Raw genomic sequence first — 18,707 nt, forward strand, 5'->3', positions numbered from 1 at the left:
CGTGCGCCCAGGGGGGAGCGCACGCCGGGCGATCATGTTCCGCGTGTCGGCGCACAGCGCGTGCACGGATCGCGCCCGGCTCCTGCACAGCTCAACGGGAGGAAGCGGCCTTGCACGTCCAGGAATGGCTGGAGACGGTGCCGGCGATCAGCATCTACGCGCTGGTGGGCCTGGTCATCGGTCTGGAGAGCCTGGGCATCCCGCTGCCCGGGGAGATCATCCTGGTCTCGGCGGCGCTGCTCTCCTCGCAGCACTCCGGCATCAACCCGGTGATCCTCGGCGCCTGTGCCAGCCTGGGTGCCATCGTCGGCGACTCGATCGGGTACGCCATCGGCCGCAAGGGCGGACGCCCGCTGCTGGCCTGGCTCGGCGGCAAGTTCCCCAAGCACTTCAGTGCGGGGCACATCGCGACCGCCGAGCGCTCCTTCCAGAAGTGGGGCATGTGGGCCGTCTTCTTCGGCCGCTTCGTCGCGCTGCTGCGGATCTTCGCGGGCCCGCTCGCCGGTGTGCTGCGGATGCCGTACTGGAAGTTCCTGATCGCCAACGTCCTGGGCGGCATCATCTGGGCGGGCGGCACCACAGCGGTCATCTACTACGTCGGCGTGGTCGCCGAGTCCTGGCTCAAGCGCTTCTCGTGGCTGGGGCTGGTGGTGGCGCTCCTCATCGGGCTCGTCTCCATGCTGGTCGTGAAGCGGAAGGCCAAGCAGGTCACGGCGGAGAGCGAGGCGGCCGAGCCGCAGCCCGTCGCCGCGCCCGCAGCCGACTGAGTCACCGGCCCGTCCCCCGACGACGCGCTGCCTGTACGGTCACAGCAGCGTGGGCGCCGAGACCGTTGCGAACCCGGCGCTCACTGCTCCTCGTGCACCGCGCGGTGGGCCTTCGCCAGCTCCGCGTACATCGTGCCGTTCAGCGAGATGCCCTCGCGCTCCTCGTCCGTCAGTGGCCGCTTCACCTTGGCGGGTACGCCCGCGACGAGCGAGCCCGGGGGCACCTGCATGCCCTGCGGCACCAGTGCCTGCGCGGCCACCAGTGAACCGGCGCCGATCACCGCGCCGTTGAGCACGGTGGCGCCCATGCCGATCAGGCAGTCGTCCTCGACCGTGGCGCCGTGCACCACGGCGTTGTGCCCGACGGAGACGCGCGCCCCGACCGAAATGGGGAAGCCCGGGTCGACGTGCAGCGTGCAGTTGTCCTGGATGTTGCTGTCGGCGCCGATGACGATCGGACCGCAGTCGGCGCGCAGCACCGCGCCGTACCAGACGCTCGCGCCCGCGTGCAGGGTCACCTCGCCGATCACCACGGACGTCGGGGCGGCGAACGCCTCCTGATCCACCTGCGGATCCTTGCCGCCGATGCCCGCGATCAGCGCCTTGTGCGTCATTGCCGTCTCCTCGTCATGGGTTCAACGGCACGGTATTGCATGCCGCCCGGCCGTGGTGGGGTGAAGATCACAGCGGCCCGCCGTCATCGACCCACGTCACGCTGAGTACCGTGAGCGGGTGCCCAAGAGCAGGAACACGTTCTCATCATGGCGGCGGCGCCTCGCGCAGCGCGCCGTCCACGCGGGCTGGGCCTGGGCGCAGCGGACGGGCGCGGTCACGGCCGAGCACCCCGGACGCCTCCGCTTCGGCGCCATGGGAACAGGTACCAGGCTCGCCTTCCCGCTCGGCACGGTCTTCGGTGAACCGTGGATCCACCTCGGCTCCCACTGCATCGTCGCCGAACAGGTCACTTTGACGGCCGGACTGATGCCCGACCTCGACCTCGGCCCCGAGCCGATCCTGCGCATCGGTGACGGAGTCGTCCTCGGCCGCGGCAGCCATGTCATCGCCGACACGTCGGTCACCATCGGCAGCGACTGCTACTTCGGCCCATACGTCTATGTGACGTCCACGAACCACTCCTACGACGACCCGCACGTGCCCATCGGCAAGCAGTGGCCGCGGATGGAGCCGGTGGAGATCGGACCGGGCTGCTGGATCGGCACCGGCGCGGTGATCCTGCCGGGGGCCCGGATCGGGCGGAACGTGGTGGTGGCCGCCGGGGCGGTCGTCCGGGGCGTCGTTCCCGACCACTCGGTCGTCGCGGGGGCGCCGGCCCGGGTCGTACGGCACTGGGACGCGGTGACCGGCTGGCAGCCCCCGCTGCGGACACCGGCGCCGGTGCCGATCCCGGACGGGGTCACGCCGGAGCAGCTGCTCGCGCTGTCGGAGCTGGACGAGGAGAGCGCGGCCCGGCTCGCGGAGCTCGACGAGGAAGCTGTCTCCCGGCTCTCGGAGCCTGCCCCCGAGTCCTGACTCAGCCGGTCGCGAGCAGCACGGTGCCGAGCAGGGCGAGGCCCGCGCCCGCGGCCTGGATGCCGCGCAGCCGCTCACTGAGGAAGCCGCGCGCGGCCAGTGCCGTGACCACCGGATAGAGCGAGGCGAGCACGGCGGCCACCGTGACCGGGCCGTGCTGCGCGGCCACCGAGTACGTGCCGTTCGCCGCGACATCGGCGAGGCCGATGAAGGCGAGCGCGGGGACGGAACCCCAGGGGAAGCCGCCCTCGGGGAGGGCCGGGGCGCCGCGCCGCACGGAGACGTAGAGCGCACTACCGCCCACCACCGCGTTGGTCACGCGCTGCACGAAGAGCGCCAGGAACAGGCCGGTGACGGTCGTCGAGGCCTCCGCGATCAGCGACATCACCGCGCCGAAGCCGAACGCCGCGAGCAAGGTGAGCAGCACCGCCTGCCGCTGCACGGGGGCGCCCTTGAGCTGCGGGCCGCCCGCCAGTACGACACCCGCGACGGCGACCGCGATCCCCGCGAACTGCATCAGCCCCGGGCGCTCGCCGAGCACCAGACCCACGCCGACCGGGACGGCCACGCCCAGGGAACCGAGCGGCGAGACGACGCCCATCGGGCCGAGGGCGAGCGCCTTGTAGAAGGCGAGCATCGCGACCGGACCGACCAGACCGGCGGCCACCGCGAACCAGAGCTGCGGACCGGCCTCGCTCCAGCCGCCGGTGGCGACGACGATCACTCCGAGGACGGCCGCCGCGATGGTCTGCGAGACGACGACCACGGTGAGCGCCGGGGTGCGCCGGGTCAGCAGTCCTCCGCCGAAGTCGGCCAGGCCCCACAGGAGGCTGGTGGCCAGGGCGAAGAGTGCTGTCATGAGGTGCCTCGCAGTACAGTTCAGTGAACAATCAGGTGCACCACACCATAGTTCACTCGATTGAACTCTGTCATCCAGAATATTGGACGGAATGTGTCGGATCTCGACCTGCTGACCCAGTCCCTGGCGCGCAACGTCAAACGTTGGCGCACGGAACGGGGCTTCACGCTGGATGCCCTCGCCGCCCGCGCCGGGGTCAGCCGCGGCATGCTCATCCAGATCGAGCAGGCCAGGACCAACCCCAGCATCGGCACCGTCGTCAAGATCGGCGACGCGCTCGGCATCAGCATCACCACCCTCCTCGACTACGAGCAGGGCCCCAAGGTCCGGATCGTCCCGGCCGACCAGGCCGTACGGCTGTGGCACACCGACGCGGGCAGCTACAACCGCCTCCTCGCCGGCACCGAGGCCCCCGGCCCGCTGGAGATGTGGGACTGGCGGCTGATGCCCGGCGACCACAGCCCTTCCGACCCCCACCCCAACGGCACCGTCGAACTCGTCCACGTCACCACGGGCGAACTGACCCTCACCGTCGACGGCGTGGACCACCTCGTACCGACGGGCGCGAGCGTCTCGTTCGAGGCCAACACCCCTCATGTGTACGGGAATTCGGGCGACGAGCCGGTCGAGATGATCATGACGGTGTCGGTGCCGCTCGTCCGCTGAGACGCCCAGCGGGAGGCGCCGGCGCGGCTGTTAGCGTGCGGTCATGCGCGCACCCATCGGACACTTCGACCACGCCACACCCGCACCCGAATGCCTCGACCGGCTCACCCGCCCGGTCGCCGACGCCGTACGCCACTGGCGCGGCAGCGTCCCCGCCGAGCAGATCGTGTACGTCGACACCGAGCCGGAGTGGGCCGACACCTCGGTCTTCCTGGAGCACTACGGCCAGGAGCTCCTCGGCCAGTCCGCCAACTGCGTGGTGGTCGCGGGCAAGCGCGGAGGCGACACGACACTGGCCGCGTGCGTGGTCCTCTCCGGTACCCGCGTCGATGTCAACGGCGCCGTACGCCGCCAACTCGGCGCCCGCAAGGCCTCGTTCGCACCGATGGACACGGCGACCGGGGAAACCGGGATGGAGTACGGCGGCATCACGCCCCTCGGACTGCCGGGCGACTGGCCCGTGTTGGTGGACTCCGCGGTCGTCGACCTGGCCTATGTACTGGTGGGAAGCGGGCGGCGCAGGGGGAAGCTGCTCGTGCCGGGCAAGGCTTTTGCGGAGCTGCCCAACGCGGTGGTGCTGGAGGGGCTCGGCACCTGACCGCCGTCAGCCGCTGAGTGCCGGGTGTCGGTCACCGGATCCTCGCGCCCTTTGCCGCGCGCCGCCTGCCGCACGCCGCGCAAACCGCTTGCCGTGATCGTCCGGAGGTCGTCAGGATGGCGGCATGCCCAGCTTCACCGCCTCCGACGGGACCGAACTCGCCTATCACCTCGACGGTGAGGGCGAGCCGCTGCTCTGCCTGCCGGGCGGGCCGATGCGCGCCTCCGCCTATCTGGGCGACCTCGGGGGGCTCGCCCGGCGACGCCGACTGATCCGGCTCGATCTGCGGGGCACCGGCGATTCCGGCGTACCCGAGGACCCGGCGACGTACCGCTGCGATCGTCAGGTGGCCGACGTGGAGGCCCTGCGCGTGCACCTCGGGCTGGAGCGCGTCGATCTGCTGGCCCACTCGGCGGCAGGCGACCTCGCGCTGCTCTACACGGCCCGCTACCCGCGGCGCGTGCGGAGTCTGGCACTGATCACCGCCCGGGCGCGCGCCCTGGGCGTCGACTTCACAGTGGAGCACCGCCTCGAAGCGGCCGCCCTGCGCAAGGGCGAGCCGTGGTTCGAGGCGGCCTTGGGTGCCTACGAAAGGACCTGGGCCGGCACGGCCTCCGACGCGGACTACGACACCGCCGCACCCTTCTTCTACGGGCGGTGGGACGAGGCCGCGCGGGCCCACGCCGCGGCCGACGCGGAGCAGAGCAACGAGGAGGCAGCGAGCCTGTACGCGTCCTCGGGCGCCTTCACACCGGACGCAACTCGCACCGCGCTCGCCGCCCTCGCCGGATGGGAAGGACGGGCGCTGCTGCTCGCGGGCGAAGTGGACAGCGGCCCGCTGCCGCGCGTCGCCGCCGACATCGCGGGGCTGTTCCCCGCGGCGCGGATGACCGTCCAGCCGGGCACCGGCCACTTCCCGTGGATCGACGATCCGGACTTCTTCTCCGACGCGGTCGAAGGGTTCCTCGCCGAGGAGCCGGCCGGCCGGGGCTGAGGCTCAGGCCAGCCGCAGGCTGATCCACTCGATGGTGTCGCCCGGCAGCAGATAGCGTTCGACCTCGACGAATCCATTGCGGAGCGCGAAGCGCAGGCCGTCCTCGTTGGAGGCCAGGACCACCGTCTCGATCGCCTCAGTGCCCAGTTCCCGCGCCTGTTCCAGAGCGCGCGCGTACAGCTGCGCGCCGAGCCCCTGCCGTCGGTGCGGCGCGAGCACGCGGGCGATCACCGTGGCCGCGGGCGTCTCGTCGTCGGGCGGACGCACCGTCGTGCAGCCGACCAGGACGTCGCCGAGACGGGCGACCTCCATGCGGTTGCGGCCGGTCCGCTCCCGCACGTCGTCGAGGGACAGGACGTGGGTCGGGATGACCGTGTTGTGGACGTACTGCCAGTCCGTGAGACCGGCTTCGTCCGTCGGCTGCTCGATGCGAAGCGTGGGCATCCGAGCAGGAAACCCGGGTGCCTCGTGAACCGTCAACCACGTTTCCGTACCGGCCGGTTGAGGCACCCCTCGGAAGTCCTAAATGCCCTGTCGGCGGTACTCGATCGCCGGGCAGCGGTCCATGACCATGTCCAGCCCCGCGGCGCGCGTCCGCTCGTACGCCCCCTCGTCGACGACCCCCAGCTGGAACCAGACGGCGTTCGCGCCGATCTCCACGGCTTCGTCGGCCACCGGGCCGGCCAGGTCGCTGTTGACGAAGACATCGACGACGTCGACCTCGAAGGGTATGTCGGCGAGGGAGGCGTAGCCCTGCTCGCCGTGGACCGTCTCGGCCTTCGGGTGGACCGGGACGACGCGCTTGCCGTGCCGGCGCAGCACCTCGGCGACGCCGTAGGCCGCGCGGTCCCGGTTGGTCGAGAGGCCCACGACGGCCCAGGTGTCGCCGAGCTCCGAGAGGATCCTGCTGACCGTCTCCTGGTCGCCGTACATGGTGTGTCTCCTCTGTCTCCGCGGCTGCGGGTCCGGCTGCGGTGCGTCTGCGGCTCGCCCCGCTCCAGGGGCTCTGCGGGTGGCAACAGCCCAGGGCGGCAGGCGATTCCCGGCACGCCCCGTGATAACTTTTCGAGGCCAGTCGAACCCATGTACGTGGGTCAGGGAATCCGGTGCGAATCCGGAGCTGACGCGCAGCGGTGAGGGCGACGGGCGGGGCATCGGCCACTGGACCACGAAGAGTCCGGGAAGGCGCCTCGTTCGCGTGACCCCGAGTCCGAAGACCTGCTGGCGGCCCCGCCGGTCGAGTGCCGCCGGGGAGACCGTACGACCGGGCTCCGCGCTTGAGCCCTCGACGACTGGGGACCCACTCCCGTGCCCACCGCACGTATGACCCGCCGCGCCGCCCCGCTGATCGCCGGCGCGCTGCTGCTGACCGGCTGCGGCTCCGGCTCGTCCGGTACCGCTTCGGCGAAGACCGCCGTCACCCTCGACAACTGCGGCCGGACCGTCCGAGTCGCGGCCCCGCCGCGCCACGCCGTCTCCCTCAACCAGGGCGCCACCGAGATCATGCTCTCGCTCGGGCTCGCCGACCGGATGGCCGGGACGGCCACCTGGACCGACCCCGTGATGAAGGGCCTGGAGAAGGCGAACGCCAAGGTGCCCCGGCTCGCCGACAACAACCCCTCCTTCGAACGGGTCCTGGACACCGAACCGGACTTCGTCGCCGCCTCCTTCGTCTCCACACTGGGCAAGGGCGGCGTGGCCACCCGGGACCAGTTCGAGAAGGTCGGCGTCCCCACCTACGTCTCCCCGTCCGACTGCGCGGGCAAGGACAACTCCGGTGACGGGGACGGCTCGCGCAAGCAACCGCTGACCATCGACACCGTCTACGGCGAAGTACGGGACCTGGCCAAGGTGTTCGGGGTGCAGAAGCGGGGCGAGAGGCTCGTCGCCTCGCTCAAGCAGCGCATGGCGAAGGCCACTTCGGGAATCGACGCCTCGGACGTCACCCTCCTGTACTGGTTTGCCAACGCCCAGTCGCCCTACATGGCGGGCTGCTGCGGAGCCCCCGGCGTCATCACCCGCGCACTCGGCACGAAGAACACCTTCGGCGCTACGCACGAGGAGTGGCCCCAGATCAACTGGGAGACGGTCGCCGACCGCGACCCCGACGTGCTCGTCATCGGCGACCTCACGCGCAAGTCGCAGACCGCCGAGTCGGCCGCCCGGAAGATCGCCTTCCTGGAGTCCGACCCGGTCACCAAAAACATGTCCGCCGTCCGGCACAAGCGCTATGTCCTGCTCAGCGGCCAGGCCATGAACCCGACCATCCGCACCGTGGAGGGCGTGGAGCAAGTGGCCGCCGGACTGCGCCGGTTCGGGCTCGCGGGGTGACGGTCAAGGGACTGCTGTCGACGGCGGCCGGGCTCGCCGCGCTGTGCGCGTCCATCGCCGTCGCGATCACCATCGGACCCGCGCAGATCCGGGTCGGCGACGTCTGGTCGGTCGTCGCGGCCCACCTCGGGTGGGGGAGCACGGACGTCTCGCCGATCCGGAACGGAATCGTGTGGCAGCTCCGGCTGCCGCGCACGCTGCTCGCGGCCGTGTGCGGCGCGGGCCTCGCCGTGTGCGGCGCGGTGATGCAGTCCCTGCTGCGCAACCCGCTCGCCGATCCGTTCGTGCTCGGGGTGTCGTCCGGCGCGTCGACGGGCGCGGTCGCCGTGGTCGTCCTCGGCGTCGGGGGCGGGGCCGTGTCGGTGTCCGCGGGCGCGTTCGCCGGAGCGGTCCTGTCCTTCGCGCTCGTCCTGCTGCTCAGCCACACGCTCGGCGGCACCACCGACCGCGTGGTGCTCTCGGGCGTCGCCGCCATGCAGCTCTTCTCCGCCCTCACCTCCTTCGTCGTCATGACCGCCGCCGACGCCGAGACCACCCGCGGGGTGCTGTTCTGGCTGCTCGGCTCACTCGGCGGCGCCGGCTGGACGGACGTGTGGGTGGGCGCGTGCGTGCTCGGCGTCGCCCTGCTGGTCTGCGCGGGGTACGCCCGCACGCTCGACGCCTTCGCCTTCGGACAGGACGCGGCCGCCGCGCTCGGCGTGTCCGTCGCCCGCACCCGGCTGGTGCTGCTGAGCGTCACGGCTCTGCTCACCGCCGTCCTGGTCAGCTCGGCCGGCGCGATCGGCTTCGTCGGCCTGGTCCTGCCGCACGCGGCCCGCGCCCTGGTCGGATCCGGCCACGCCCGGCTGCTGCCGGTCGCCGCGCTGGCCGGGGCGGTGTTCCTGGTGTGGGTGGACACCCTCGCCCGTACGGTCCTCGACCCGCAGGAGGTGCCGGTGGGCGTGGTCACCTCACTGATCGGGGTGCCCGCGTTCGTACTGGTGCTGTACCGGTCCAGGAGCGCGCGATGACGGACTCCGGACAGACGACGGACGCCGGACAAACGACGAACGCCAAGCCAAGGGCGAACGCAGGGCAGATCACCGACGCAGGGCAGATCAAGAACTCCGGGCCGCAGATCACGGATCTCGGGCGGCACGAGGACACCGGGCTCCGGGCCGACCGCGTCTCGCGCGAGGTCGACGGGCGGCTCATCCTCGACGGTGTCAGCCTCGCCCCGGCCGAGGGCTCCACGGTCGGTCTGCTCGGCCCCAACGGCTCCGGGAAATCCACTCTGCTGCGGCTGCTCGCCGGGGTGCTCGCCCCGGCCTCGGGGGTCGTCACTCTCGACGGCAGCCCGCTGCCCGAGCTGCACCGCCGCGACATCGCCCGCCGCGTCGCCGTGGTCGAACAACAGGTGGACACCCAGGTCGAGTTGAGCGTCCTCGATGTCGTACGACTCGGCCGCACCCCGCACCGCCGCGCATGGACGCCCGCCTCGGCCGCCGACGAGGAGGCCGTCCGCACCGCCCTGGAGCGCACCGGCCTGGCCGACCGGGCCGGGCAGTCCTGGCACACCCTGTCGGGCGGTGAGCGGCAGCGGGTGCAGATAGCCCGCGCGCTATCCCAGCAACCGCGCGAACTCCTCCTGGACGAGCCGACCAACCACCTGGACATCCAGCACCAGTTGGACCTGCTCGCCCTGATCACCGGCCTCCCGCTCACCAGCGTGGTCGCGCTGCACGACCTCAACCTCGCGGCGATGTACTGCGACGCCCTCGTCGTCCTGCGCGAGGGCCGCGTGGTCGCCCGTGGCACGCCGCGTGACGTGCTCAGCGAAGAGCTGATCGCCGAGGTGTACGGGGTGCGCGCCGCCGTCACCGTCTCCGGTGCCGAAGACCGGCCGTACGTACGCTACTTGGGGACGCTCCGGTGAACGCGGCGCTCCGGTGAACGGGGAGGTTGAGCATGGGAGCGCTCCCGTATAGCTTTCCTCAGGCGTAGACCTGGTTCACGGGAAGGTGACACGGTGCTCAATCACCACCGGCGACAACTCGATCGGGAGCAGCTCGACCACGTGCTCGCGGCGTCCGGGATCGACCCCGCGCTGATACGCGCCTGCACGGAACTCTCGGACGCGACCTTCAACACCGCCTATCGCCTGCGACTGGCCGATACCGCGGAGCACTCCGGCCTGGTCCTCAAGGTCGCGCCCCACCCGGACGCGCCGACGCTGAGCCACGAGCCCGGCATCATGCGCACCGAGGAGATGTTCTACCGCGCCACGGCCGGGAAGGCGCCCGTGCCCGAGGTGGTGCACGCCGACTTCACCCGGAAGGTGATCGGCAGCGACTTCCTGCTCATGTCCGAACTGCCGGGCGGCAGTTGGTTCGCCGAGCGCGAGCGGATCACTGACGACGACCGGATCCGGATGCGTGCCGAACTCGGCGGCATGGTCGCCGCGCTGCACGAGGTCACCGGCCCCGGATACGGCTATCCGCAGCTCGGTGACCTGGCCCCGGACTGGCGAACCGCCTTTCTGTCCATGGTCGATGCGGTGCTCACCGACGCGGACACCTTCGCCTCCGTCCTGCCCCGCTCCACCGAGCGGATCAGGCGGACGATCCGCGCCCGGGCGGACGTCCTCGACGAGGTGGTGGTCCCGGTCCTCGTCCACTTCGACCTGTGGGACGGCAACATCCTGGTCGACCGGACGCCGGGCGGACGGACCGGGATCAGCGGCCTCGTCGACGGTGAGCGCGCCTTCTGGGGGGACCCCGTGGCGGAGCTGGTGTCGCTGGGACTGTTCCAGGACATCGAACAGGACGAGCCGTACCTCAGCGGATACCGCGGGGCCGGTGGGCACCTCGTCTTCGACTCCGCCACCCGGCTGCGGCTTTCCCTCTACCGCAGCTACCTGTACCTCATCATGCTGGTCGAGACGACACCCAGAGGATTCTCCGGGCCGGAGCAACAGGAGCGGACGCGGTACGTGAGCGGGCTCCTGGACGCCGAGCTGGACAACCTCTCCGCGGTGCAGGCCGGCTGACGACCCGCGCCTCCCGAGCGGGGCGTGCGCGCAGTACCGTCCGAAGGGGGCGTCCGCGCGGCGCCCGAGGGGTGATCCCATGGCCGACTCCGACATCGTCGCCGCCCGTCTCACCGTCCATCTCGACGCGGCCGTGCTCTGGCACCACCGGCCCGCCTACGTCGAACTCGTCCACCGGGCCCGGCGCGAAGGCCTCTTGGGCGCGAGCGTCTTCCACGGCCTCACCGGCTTCGGCGCCGGACACCCGAAGTCGGCGCACCTCACCGCCAAGGGGCCCTGCGCGGTCGTGATCGTCGACGACGAGGAACGGCTCAGGTCCTTTCTGTCCGGCGTGGCGGACCTTCTGGGCGAGACGTACGCGGTCGCCGTCCTTGACCGGGTGCGGATCCATCGGCCGTGAGGCGGCGAGCTCCTGAGTGCCGCGAACTCCGGATCTCTGTCCGGAATGGCGTCCACCTCCCTGCGCTCCGCCGCCCGCCCGCCTACGCTCACCCCGTGCTACGTATCACTGACGCCCGAACGGGCGAGCCCACCGACGCCGTGAACGCCCGCCGGAGCCTGACCCGTGTCGTGGCGCATGTCGCGCAGGGCGACACGTCCGCCCTGCGGGTGCTTCTGGTCGCCGACGTTCTCGCCCGCGCCCTCGAACTGGGCGGCACACCCGTCGTCACGGTCGCCGATCCGCCTCCGGAGCTGCGGGCGCGGGCCGACGCACTCGGCATCCGCCGGGCCGAGGGCGGGATCCTCGGCCCGGGCCCGGTGCTGCACGTCCTCGCGCCGGGCGAGCCCGCGCCGGACGGCATCCGGGTGGAGGTCGCCCCGGTGACCGGCACCGCCGACCCGTCCCTGCTGCGCATGGCGCTGCTCGCCCGCCCGCGCCAGGAGCCCGTCGACCTCGACAGCGCCTGCCTGGACGACGCCCGAGAGACGCTCGGCCATTGGCGCAGGGCTGTCGCCACCTGGGCCACCCGGCCGTCGAAGCCGGTCCCCGAGCAAGTGCGGCACGAGCTGCGGGCCGCCTGGGAGGACGACCTCGACGTACCCGCCGTACTGGACGTGCTGCGACGCGTGGAGCGGGCCGAGGACGTTCCGGAAGGGGCCCGCTTCGAGACGTACGCCTACGCGGACCGCCTCCTCGGCCTCGAACTCACCCGCGACATCGGGACGGTGCGGTGATCGCCCGCGCCGGAACCGGCCCGCTGCGCAGACTCGTCGTCCTGCGGCACGCCAAGTCCGCCTGGCCCACGGGCGTGAGCGACCACGAGCGCCCGCTCGCGCCGCGCGGCCGACGCGACGCGCCCGCCGCCGGGCGCGCCCTCGCCGAGGCGGACTGTCTGCCGGACCTCGCGCTGTGCTCCACCGCCGTCCGCGCCCGGCAGACGTGGGAGCTGGCTGCGGCACAGTGGGGCACCCCGCCGGCCGTGCGGTTCGATCCGCGGCTGTACGGGGCCGACGTACCGGAGCTGCTGGAGGCCGTGCACGAAGTGCCGGACCAGGTCGGGACGTTGCTGCTGGTCGGGCACAATCCGGGGCTGGAGGAACTCGTGCTCGAACTGGCCGGGGACAGCCTCGACGACGCGCTCGACGACGTCCGCACCAAGTTCCCGACCTCCGCGACCGCGTTCCTCTCCTGGCGCGGCAGCACATGGGACCTGCTCGCCCCCGGCACGGCGCTGCTGACCGGCATGACCGTGCCGAGGGGGAAGAAGCCCTCCTGAGGACGAGCCGGTGGGCCTCCGGGGGCGCCCCCAGGGAAGGCCGACGGGCGGCACGCGCGCGTGGAGCGCATACGCTGGCCCGATGCAGGACGAGTACCGCACAGTGGCCCGCGCGGGCGTGCACGAGACCGAGGTCAACCGCTCCCGCTTCCTGTGCGCCCTCGCCCCGGCGGGAACCGAGCAGGAGGCCCAGGACTTCATCGCGGGAATCCGCAAACAGCACTCCGACGCCACGCACAACTGCTTCGCGTACGTCATCGGCGCCGACGCCGCCGTCCAGCGGGCGAGCGACGACGGCGAGCCGGGCGGCACGGCGGGCGTCCCGATGCTCCAGATGCTGCTGCGCCGCGACATGCGGTACGTCGTCGCCGTCGTCACCCGTTACTACGGCGGCGTAAAGCTGGGCGCGGGCGGACTGATCAGGGCGTACGGCGGCGCGGTCGGCGAGGCGCTGGACACCCTCGGCACGATCACGCGCAGGCGTTTCCGGCTCGCCACGGTGACCGTCGACCATCAGCGCGCGGGCAAGGTGCAGAACGACCTGCGTTCCAGCGGACGCGAGGTGCGGGACGTGCGGTACGCAGAGGCGGTCACCATCGAGATCGGGCTGCCGGACGCGGACGTGGAGTCCTTCAGGTCATGGCTGGCGGACGCGACGGCCGGGACGGCCGGGTTCCAACTGGGCGGAGAGGCGTACGGGGACGCTTGACGGACAGCGGGGATACGCGGCGGACCGATACGGGAGTATCCGCCGGTGATGTCGGACCCAGCCGTTGGGCTTTCGCGAAGTGCCAGTTCAGGCGGGGTTCGCCTCTTGGCCTGATGCCCTCCCGACGGGGCCGCCTTCAGAGGATGTGAACCCGTTCCAGGGCCCCTTGCGGATCCCGCAGCAGGATCTCGTGCCCCTGCGCCCGCTGCGCTTCCAGATAGGCGTAGATCTGCACCGCGCGGTTGATCACGTCCGCCTTGCTGAGCCCGGTCGCCTCGGTGAGCTCAGCTACCGCCTGCACGGCCGGTGGAACGAGTGTCACGGAGTACCGCTCACTCTCAGGATGACGCAACGAACGAACCGGCTGTCCTCCCATGCGCAGCCCCTCCTCTTCCTCTTCTCGTCTTGCCCGCGCTGGCGTTCTGATCTGCAAGTCTGCCATGGAACGCAACAGAACGCCACCAAATTGGTGCGTTAACGCACCACCTTTGCTACCGTGGGTCCTGCCTCACTGGGAAGGGCGGGCACCGCAGACACGGGGCTGCGGCACCGCGCTCCGCAGGAGGCGATCGGGGGAAAGACGCAGCGAAAGCTGCGGCTCCGGCGGACGCCGCGGACCCACGGGGGTTCGGGGAGCGGTGGGCCGCCAGGAGGTCCGTGTCCGCCCTCAACCCGAGATGGAGGTGGCGCCGTGCAGCCGATCAGGCCGGTTCCCACGTAACACGACAACCCACTCTGAACCGGCCGGAAAGGTCCGGCCATGCCCCTCAACGACCCGCCGACTCACAGCAACGAAGAAGACGACGAAGTCCTCGTACTCGACACCGGGGAACCCACCGGTTCCGCCTACGTGTCGATCACGACGACTCCGGACGGCCCGGCCTTGACGGTCTCCGTGCCGGACAGGGAGTCCGGACAGGCGCTTCGGACGTTCAACGCCTTCTCCGGAGTTGCCGGATCGGTCATCGGTCCCTATCTGATGGCGAAGGCGCTGACACTTCTCGCGACGGCGTCACCCTGGCAGTTCGAGGTCGCATGCCTGATGCTGGCTGCGGTTCTGCCGTGGGTCCATCTCCACGTCCATCCGCGTCACGAGCACTGACGCACTCTGCTCAGCCGGAGTCTGCCCCCGCCCCCACGGCGGGGGCAGAGGAGTCCCACCCGTCAGCAGAGGTCACCCCTTTCCCACCGGGGACGCCCCTGGACGGGTGCCGGCCGCGGGTCCATCGCCGGGGCAGGAGGTCCGGCGCAGGGCAGGCGGGCCGCGACCGCACCTCAGCTCGTGCACGCTTGCTGCAGACGGAGTCGAGTCTGTCTGCAGTCGACTTCGCGGTGCTGGTCAATCTGATCCCTTCCAGGGGGTCGCTCCTCATGAACGACCGGTGGGCGAAGAGCTCCAGTTGAGGGCAGTGGGGACTCCTGAGCCGTCTTCGTGCCTGCCCGGCCGTAACGAGATGGGGCCCAGGGCCTGTGGCAGGATCGGCGGTGGGCGCGAGGCCGCCTGCTGGGGTTTAGGCAGAGGACGAGTGACATGGACCGGCCGCCAGGCATGATGGACGTGGCCCGGGAGGCCGGCGTCTCGCACATCACCGTGTCCCGTGTCATCAACGGCCACCCCTCGGTCCGTCCGGAGACCCGGACCCGGGTCGAGGCGGCGATCCAGAAACTGGGCTACCGACGCAACAGCGTCGCCCGGGCCCTCAAGAGCCGCCGTTCCTCGACGATCGGCGTGGTGATCGTCGGGTCGGACCTGTTCGAGTTGCCGCGCATCCTCCTGGGCGTGGAGACGGCCGCCAAGCAGGCCGGCTACTGGGTGAGTCTGGCCAGTCGGCAGGGGGAGAGCACCACAGGCGACCTCGTGGAGACCCTGCAGCGGCTCACCGACCAGTCGGTGGAGGCGATCGCGGTGGTCGCCGACCGGCCCGTCGCCGTGGAGGCACTGTCCCGCCTCGCGATCGGGGTGCCGGTCGTGGTGGTGATGTCCGGCAGCGTGCCCGACCCCGGTCTGAGCTTCGTCGAGGTGGACCAGGAACTCGGCGCCCGTCTGGCCGTTCGCCACCTCCTCGGCCTCGGGCACCGGAACATCGCCCACCTCACGGGTGCGCTGCGCACCTTCGACGCCCGGGCCCGGGTCGCCGGCTGGCAGGCCGAACTCGCCGACGCGGGAGTGGAAGGGCCCCTGCTGGAAGGCGACTTCAGCGCGGAGAGCGGGTTCCGCCTCGCCCGTGAACTCTGCGCGGGCGACACCGGCCTGCCCACCGCGGTCTTCGCCGGGAACGACCAGATGGCGATGGGAGTGCTGGCCGCCTTCGCCGAGCGAGGCGTGAAGGTGCCGCAGGATGTGTCGGTCGTCGGATTCGACGACATGAAGGGCGCCGGATACCTGGTCCCCGCCCTGACCACGGTCCGGCAGGACTTCGCCCACCTCGGCGGGCGTGCCATCGAGCTGCTGGTGCGGGTGCTGGGCGGGGAGACGTCCGAGCACCAGAAGATCGCCCCGCGCCTCGTCGTACGGCGCAGCACCGCCGCGCCCCGAGCGGGCTCCTGAGGCACGCCACGGATTCGAAAGTTTCGCTGTCCCTCCGTGCTGTCGCCGTGACCACCACCGTCTGTAGCGTCGGGCAGGCAAGTCGTGGTGCTGTCGGGCAGCACACAGGAACGGCTCCTCACCAGGGGCCTCACCCGGGGAGTACGAACAGCACATGCGTCATCGGGAACTCGGCCACACCGGACTGACCGTCTCCGAGATCGGCTATGGAGCCTGGGGACTTGGCCAGGGCGCCTGGGTCGGCGCCGACGACGACTCCGGCGTACGCGCCCTGCATCGCGCGATCGACCTGGGCGTCACCTTCATCGACACCGCCCGGGCCTACGACCGCAGCGAACGCGTCGTCGGCCGCGCACTCAAGGAACTGCCGGGCGGCGGGGACGGCGTGCACGTGGCGACGAAGGCCGGGCCGAAGGTGCCCGTCTCCCTGGCGCCCAGCGGAATCGACGTCATGGAGGCTTTCCCCGGTGCGCACCTGCGCGAGAGCCTGGAGACCAGCCTGCGCGAACTCGGCCGCGACCACGTCGACCTCCTCCAGCTGCACACCTGGGAGGACGAGTGGACCGGCCGCGGCGACTGGCTGGAGACCGTGGACGCCCTCAAGCAGGAGGGCAAGATCAGGGCCTTCGGGATCTCCGTCAAGGACCACCAGCCCGAGAACGTGCTCACGGTGCTGCGCACCGGGGTCCTGGACACGGTCCAGGTCATCTACAACGTCTTCGAACAGGCGCCGTCCGACGCCCTGTTGCCGGCCTGTGAGGAGTACGGCGTCGGCGTGATCGTCCGAGTCGCCCTTGACGAAGGGGCCCTTACGGGAGGGATCCGCAAGGGCGTCACCTTTCCCGAGGGCGACTGGCGCAACTGGTACTTCAGGGACGACCGTCCCGCCGAGGTCGAGGAGCGTGTGGAGGCGATCCTCGCCGAGCTGCGGATCGGCGCCGACGAACTTCCCTCCGCGGCCCTGAGGTTCGCTCTCGCCGGTCAGGCGATCTCTACTGTCATCGTCGGGATGCGGTCCCTGACGAACGTGGAACGCAACGCGGCGATCACCGAAGCGCCACCGCTGACCGTCCAGGAGTTGTCACTGCTGGCCAAGCACCGCTGGCAGAAGAACTTCTACGGCTGATTCGACGGGGCCGCGTGGCAGCCGCCCAAGGCTGAACACCCGGCTCCGCCTCCGCCCAGGCCCTCGTCCTCCTCGCCGGCCGGAGCGCCCCCCGACGCCGGCCCGCAGCGACGATGCGTCCCGGACCCTCGGGGCCGAAGCCGCGTTGGAGAAGGTCGGCACGGGGCGCACTCCGAGGCAGGCGGGAGGGAAGCGGGGTTCGTCGGGCCGACGGCTTGGGCGTCTTGTTAACGTTAACATCTCCTTGATTCCTGGCCGATGCCCAGCAGAGAGAAATCCGCATGCCGACAGCCCAGCACCTGTCCTTCCCCGCGCACTTCCTCCTCGGCTCCGCGACCGCCGCCTACCAGATCGAGGGCGCCGCCGACGAGGACGGGCGCGGTCCCTCGATCTGGGACACCTTCTCCCACACCCCGGGCAAGACGTGGAACGGCGACACCGGTGACATCGCGGCCGACCACTACCACCGTCTCGACGCCGACCTCGACCTCATGGCGTCCCTGGGCCTGCGGGCCTACCGGTTCTCCATCGCCTGGCCACGCATCCAGCCCACGGGCCGGGGCCCGGCCAACTCCAAGGGCCTGGACTTCTACAGCCGCCTCGTCGACGGCCTGCTCGACCGGGGAATCACTCCGATCGCCACCCTCTACCACTGGGACCTGCCCCAGGTCCTCGAGGACGAGGGCGGCTGGACGAACCGCGAGACCGCATTCGCCTTCGCCGACTACGCCCGCATCGTCGGCGAAGCCCTCGGCGACCGGGTGGCGGTCTGGACGACCCTGAACGAACCCTGGTGTTCCGCCTACCTCGGCTACGGCTCCGGCGCCCACGCTCCCGGCCGCACCGACGGCGCCGCGGCGCTGACCGCGGTGCATCACCTCAACCTCGCCCACGGTCTGGCGGTCGAGCAGCTCAGGGCGGTCACCACCAACGATCCGCAGTACTCGATCACCCTCAACTTCCATGTCCTGCGCGGCAAGGGCGAGGGCGGGGAGGAGGCCGTACGACGCATCGACGCACTGGCCAACCGGGCCTTCACCGAACCCCTGCTGCGAGGCCACTACCCGCAGGACCTCATCGAGGACACCGCCGCCGTCACCGACTGGGCGTTCGTCGAAGACGGCGACCTGGCCCGGATACACCAGCCCCTGGACCTGCTCGGCGTCAACTACTACGCCACCACCACGGTTCGGCTCTGGGACGGTGAGACGCCTCGTCAGAACAACGACGGTCACAAGGACATGGGCGGATCACCCTGGCCCGGCTCGCCCCAGGTCGAGTTCGTCGCGCAGGAGGGCCCACACACGGCCATGGGCTGGAACATCGACCCCGACGGCCTGGAGGAACTCCTCCTGGACCTGCACGCCAGGTTCCCTGGCCAGCCGTTGGTCATCACCGAGAACGGAGCGGCGTTCGAGGACCACCTCACCGCCCGCGCCGACGGCAGCCACGCCGTCCACGACCCCGAACGCGTCGACTACATCCGTCGCCACCTCGCCGCAGCCCACCGGGCACTGACCGCCGGCGTGGATCTGCGCGGATACTTCGTATGGTCACTGATGGACAACTTCGAATGGGGATACGGCTACTCCAAGCGCTTCGGCATCGTCCACATCGACTACGAGACCCAGCGCCGCACCATCAAGGACAGTGCGTTGTGGTACCAGGAACTGCTGAGGAAGCATCACGCCCAGCAGCCGAGGGCGGCGTCCTCGCACTGACATCTTGCGACAGCCCTAGGGGGTGTTTTGAAAGTCCTGTGCGGTGCTCGCGGTGTTCGGTGCGTGCCCTCGGCGTGCCGGACGAAGGTCCTCGTACTGGACGTACTTGGGT

The 18,707-nt window shown here is 71.0% G+C and carries 22 protein-coding genes and 1 riboswitch; of the genes, 17 read left to right on the forward strand and 5 right to left on the reverse strand.

Annotated elements, in window-relative coordinates:
* The first annotated feature begins 110 nt into the window (after positions 1–110).
* On the forward strand, positions 111–767 hold the full coding sequence (locus tag ACN6LB_RS03040; RefSeq protein WP_356141488.1) for a DedA family protein: 657 nt from the start codon (positions 111–113) through the stop codon (positions 765–767).
* Positions 768–847: 80 nt separating this feature from the next.
* Here ACN6LB_RS03040 and ACN6LB_RS03045 read toward each other — a convergent pair whose 3' ends face one another.
* Positions 848–1,381, reverse strand: coding sequence for a gamma carbonic anhydrase family protein (locus ACN6LB_RS03045; RefSeq protein ID WP_445024429.1), 534 nt, complete (start codon positions 1,379–1,381; stop codon positions 848–850).
* 118 nt (positions 1,382–1,499) lie between these two features.
* On the opposite strand from ACN6LB_RS03045, the gene ACN6LB_RS03050 reads away from it, so the two are divergent.
* The gene (locus ACN6LB_RS03050) at positions 1,500–2,297 is read left to right on the forward strand and encodes an acyltransferase (RefSeq protein WP_445024430.1); all 798 of its coding nucleotides are present in this window, start codon (positions 1,500–1,502) and stop codon (positions 2,295–2,297) included.
* Between the two features lies 1 nt (position 2,298).
* Here ACN6LB_RS03050 and ACN6LB_RS03055 read toward each other — a convergent pair whose 3' ends face one another.
* The gene (locus tag ACN6LB_RS03055; RefSeq protein WP_445024431.1) at positions 2,299–3,156 is read right to left on the reverse strand and encodes an EamA family transporter; all 858 of its coding nucleotides are present in this window, start codon (positions 3,154–3,156) and stop codon (positions 2,299–2,301) included.
* A 93-nt stretch (positions 3,157–3,249) separates the two neighbouring features.
* Between ACN6LB_RS03055 and ACN6LB_RS03060 the strand changes: the two genes are divergently transcribed.
* The 3 genes from ACN6LB_RS03060 to ACN6LB_RS03070 all read left to right on the forward strand — a co-directional run bounded on the left by ACN6LB_RS03060 (position 3,250) and on the right by ACN6LB_RS03070 (position 5,414).
* The gene (locus tag ACN6LB_RS03060) at positions 3,250–3,822 is read left to right on the forward strand and encodes a helix-turn-helix domain-containing protein (protein WP_356141479.1); all 573 of its coding nucleotides are present in this window, start codon (positions 3,250–3,252) and stop codon (positions 3,820–3,822) included.
* 43 nt (positions 3,823–3,865) lie between these two features.
* Positions 3,866–4,420: a YbaK/EbsC family protein gene (locus ACN6LB_RS03065; protein WP_445024432.1), complete on the forward strand. Its 555-nt coding sequence runs from the start codon at positions 3,866–3,868 to the stop codon at positions 4,418–4,420.
* Positions 4,421–4,544: 124 nt separating this feature from the next.
* Positions 4,545–5,414, forward strand: coding sequence for an alpha/beta fold hydrolase (locus ACN6LB_RS03070; protein WP_445024433.1), 870 nt, complete (start codon positions 4,545–4,547; stop codon positions 5,412–5,414).
* Positions 5,415–5,417: 3 nt separating this feature from the next.
* Here ACN6LB_RS03070 and ACN6LB_RS03075 read toward each other — a convergent pair whose 3' ends face one another.
* The gene (locus tag ACN6LB_RS03075) at positions 5,418–5,858 is read right to left on the reverse strand and encodes a GNAT family N-acetyltransferase (protein WP_356141473.1); all 441 of its coding nucleotides are present in this window, start codon (positions 5,856–5,858) and stop codon (positions 5,418–5,420) included.
* Between the two features lie 78 nt (positions 5,859–5,936).
* Positions 5,937–6,347 carry a CoA-binding protein gene (locus ACN6LB_RS03080; protein ID WP_445024434.1) on the reverse strand — a complete coding sequence of 137 codons (411 nt, stop codon included), beginning with the start codon at positions 6,345–6,347 and terminating at the stop codon, positions 5,937–5,939.
* A 122-nt stretch (positions 6,348–6,469) separates the two neighbouring features.
* A riboswitch (cobalamin riboswitch) is annotated at positions 6,470–6,654 on the forward strand.
* A gap of 83 nt (positions 6,655–6,737) precedes the next feature.
* On the opposite strand from ACN6LB_RS03080, the gene ACN6LB_RS03085 reads away from it, so the two are divergent.
* The 8 genes from ACN6LB_RS03085 to ACN6LB_RS03120 all read left to right on the forward strand — a co-directional run bounded on the left by ACN6LB_RS03085 (position 6,738) and on the right by ACN6LB_RS03120 (position 13,200).
* Positions 6,738–7,745 carry an ABC transporter substrate-binding protein gene (locus ACN6LB_RS03085; RefSeq protein ID WP_445024561.1) on the forward strand — a complete coding sequence of 336 codons (1,008 nt, stop codon included), beginning with the start codon at positions 6,738–6,740 and terminating at the stop codon, positions 7,743–7,745.
* A complete protein-coding gene (locus tag ACN6LB_RS03090) occupies positions 7,742–8,755 on the forward strand; it encodes a FecCD family ABC transporter permease (protein WP_445024435.1) in 1,014 nt (337 codons plus the stop codon). Before ACN6LB_RS03085 ends, ACN6LB_RS03090 begins: the two co-directional genes overlap by 4 nt.
* Positions 8,752–9,660 carry an ABC transporter ATP-binding protein gene (locus ACN6LB_RS03095; RefSeq protein WP_445024436.1) on the forward strand — a complete coding sequence of 303 codons (909 nt, stop codon included), beginning with the start codon at positions 8,752–8,754 and terminating at the stop codon, positions 9,658–9,660. The genes ACN6LB_RS03090 and ACN6LB_RS03095 overlap by 4 nt, the downstream gene beginning before the upstream one ends.
* A gap of 93 nt (positions 9,661–9,753) precedes the next feature.
* Positions 9,754–10,773, forward strand: a complete 1,020-nt coding sequence (locus tag ACN6LB_RS03100) for a phosphotransferase family protein (protein ID WP_445024437.1) — start codon at positions 9,754–9,756, stop codon at positions 10,771–10,773.
* Between the two features lie 79 nt (positions 10,774–10,852).
* Complete coding sequence (locus ACN6LB_RS03105) at positions 10,853–11,173, forward strand: DUF190 domain-containing protein (protein WP_445024438.1); 321 nt, start codon at positions 10,853–10,855, stop codon at positions 11,171–11,173.
* Positions 11,174–11,268: 95 nt separating this feature from the next.
* On the forward strand, positions 11,269–11,949 hold the full coding sequence (locus ACN6LB_RS03110; RefSeq protein WP_445024439.1) for a hypothetical protein: 681 nt from the start codon (positions 11,269–11,271) through the stop codon (positions 11,947–11,949).
* Positions 11,946–12,491: a SixA phosphatase family protein gene (locus ACN6LB_RS03115; protein ID WP_445024440.1), complete on the forward strand. Its 546-nt coding sequence runs from the start codon at positions 11,946–11,948 to the stop codon at positions 12,489–12,491. The genes ACN6LB_RS03110 and ACN6LB_RS03115 overlap by 4 nt, the downstream gene beginning before the upstream one ends.
* An 82-nt stretch (positions 12,492–12,573) precedes the next feature.
* The gene (locus ACN6LB_RS03120) at positions 12,574–13,200 is read left to right on the forward strand and encodes a YigZ family protein (protein ID WP_445024441.1); all 627 of its coding nucleotides are present in this window, start codon (positions 12,574–12,576) and stop codon (positions 13,198–13,200) included.
* 136 nt (positions 13,201–13,336) lie between these two features.
* On the opposite strand, the gene ACN6LB_RS03125 is transcribed toward ACN6LB_RS03120, so the two are convergent.
* Entirely contained in the window at positions 13,337–13,522 is a 186-nt protein-coding gene (locus ACN6LB_RS03125; protein WP_445024442.1) for a hypothetical protein, read from the reverse strand.
* A 438-nt stretch (positions 13,523–13,960) separates the two neighbouring features.
* Between ACN6LB_RS03125 and ACN6LB_RS03130 the strand changes: the two genes are divergently transcribed.
* The 4 genes from ACN6LB_RS03130 to ACN6LB_RS03145 all read left to right on the forward strand — a co-directional run bounded on the left by ACN6LB_RS03130 (position 13,961) and on the right by ACN6LB_RS03145 (position 18,595).
* On the forward strand, positions 13,961–14,302 hold the full coding sequence (locus ACN6LB_RS03130; RefSeq protein WP_445024443.1) for a hypothetical protein: 342 nt from the start codon (positions 13,961–13,963) through the stop codon (positions 14,300–14,302).
* Between the two features lie 429 nt (positions 14,303–14,731).
* Positions 14,732–15,748, forward strand: a complete 1,017-nt coding sequence (locus ACN6LB_RS03135) for a LacI family DNA-binding transcriptional regulator (RefSeq protein ID WP_445024444.1) — start codon at positions 14,732–14,734, stop codon at positions 15,746–15,748.
* 154 nt (positions 15,749–15,902) lie between these two features.
* Positions 15,903–16,874, forward strand: coding sequence for an aldo/keto reductase (locus ACN6LB_RS03140; RefSeq protein WP_445024445.1), 972 nt, complete (start codon positions 15,903–15,905; stop codon positions 16,872–16,874).
* A 281-nt stretch (positions 16,875–17,155) separates the two neighbouring features.
* Positions 17,156–18,595 (forward strand): GH1 family beta-glucosidase, encoded by a 1,440-nt coding sequence (locus tag ACN6LB_RS03145; RefSeq protein ID WP_445024446.1) that lies wholly within the window; start codon positions 17,156–17,158, stop codon positions 18,593–18,595.
* Positions 18,596–18,707 lie beyond the last annotated feature (112 nt).

This window comes from Streptomyces sp. SAS_270, assembly GCF_052543295.1.

Coding starts and splice junctions, on each gene's coding strand:
- ACN6LB_RS03105 (WP_445024438.1), top strand. CDS start 10,853: ATGGCCGACTCCGACATCGTCGCCGCCCGTCTCACCGTCCATCTCGAC.
- ACN6LB_RS03130 (WP_445024443.1), top strand. CDS start 13,961: ATGCCCCTCAACGACCCGCCGACTCACAGCAACGAAGAAGACGACGAA.
- ACN6LB_RS03065 (WP_445024432.1), top strand. CDS start 3,866: ATGCGCGCACCCATCGGACACTTCGACCACGCCACACCCGCACCCGAA.
- ACN6LB_RS03085 (WP_445024561.1), top strand. CDS start 6,738: ATGACCCGCCGCGCCGCCCCGCTGATCGCCGGCGCGCTGCTGCTGACC.
- ACN6LB_RS03135 (WP_445024444.1), top strand. CDS start 14,732: ATGGACCGGCCGCCAGGCATGATGGACGTGGCCCGGGAGGCCGGCGTC.
- ACN6LB_RS03095 (WP_445024436.1), top strand. CDS start 8,752: ATGACGGACTCCGGACAGACGACGGACGCCGGACAAACGACGAACGCC.
- ACN6LB_RS03070 (WP_445024433.1), top strand. CDS start 4,545: ATGCCCAGCTTCACCGCCTCCGACGGGACCGAACTCGCCTATCACCTC.
- ACN6LB_RS03080 (WP_445024434.1), bottom strand. CDS start 6,347: ATGTACGGCGACCAGGAGACGGTCAGCAGGATCCTCTCGGAGCTCGGC.
- ACN6LB_RS03140 (WP_445024445.1), top strand. CDS start 15,903: ATGCGTCATCGGGAACTCGGCCACACCGGACTGACCGTCTCCGAGATC.
- ACN6LB_RS03045 (WP_445024429.1), bottom strand. CDS start 1,381: ATGACGCACAAGGCGCTGATCGCGGGCATCGGCGGCAAGGATCCGCAG.
- ACN6LB_RS03055 (WP_445024431.1), bottom strand. CDS start 3,156: ATGACAGCACTCTTCGCCCTGGCCACCAGCCTCCTGTGGGGCCTGGCC.
- ACN6LB_RS03145 (WP_445024446.1), top strand. CDS start 17,156: ATGCCGACAGCCCAGCACCTGTCCTTCCCCGCGCACTTCCTCCTCGGC.
- ACN6LB_RS03120 (WP_445024441.1), top strand. CDS start 12,574: ATGCAGGACGAGTACCGCACAGTGGCCCGCGCGGGCGTGCACGAGACC.
- ACN6LB_RS03075 (WP_356141473.1), bottom strand. CDS start 5,858: ATGCCCACGCTTCGCATCGAGCAGCCGACGGACGAAGCCGGTCTCACG.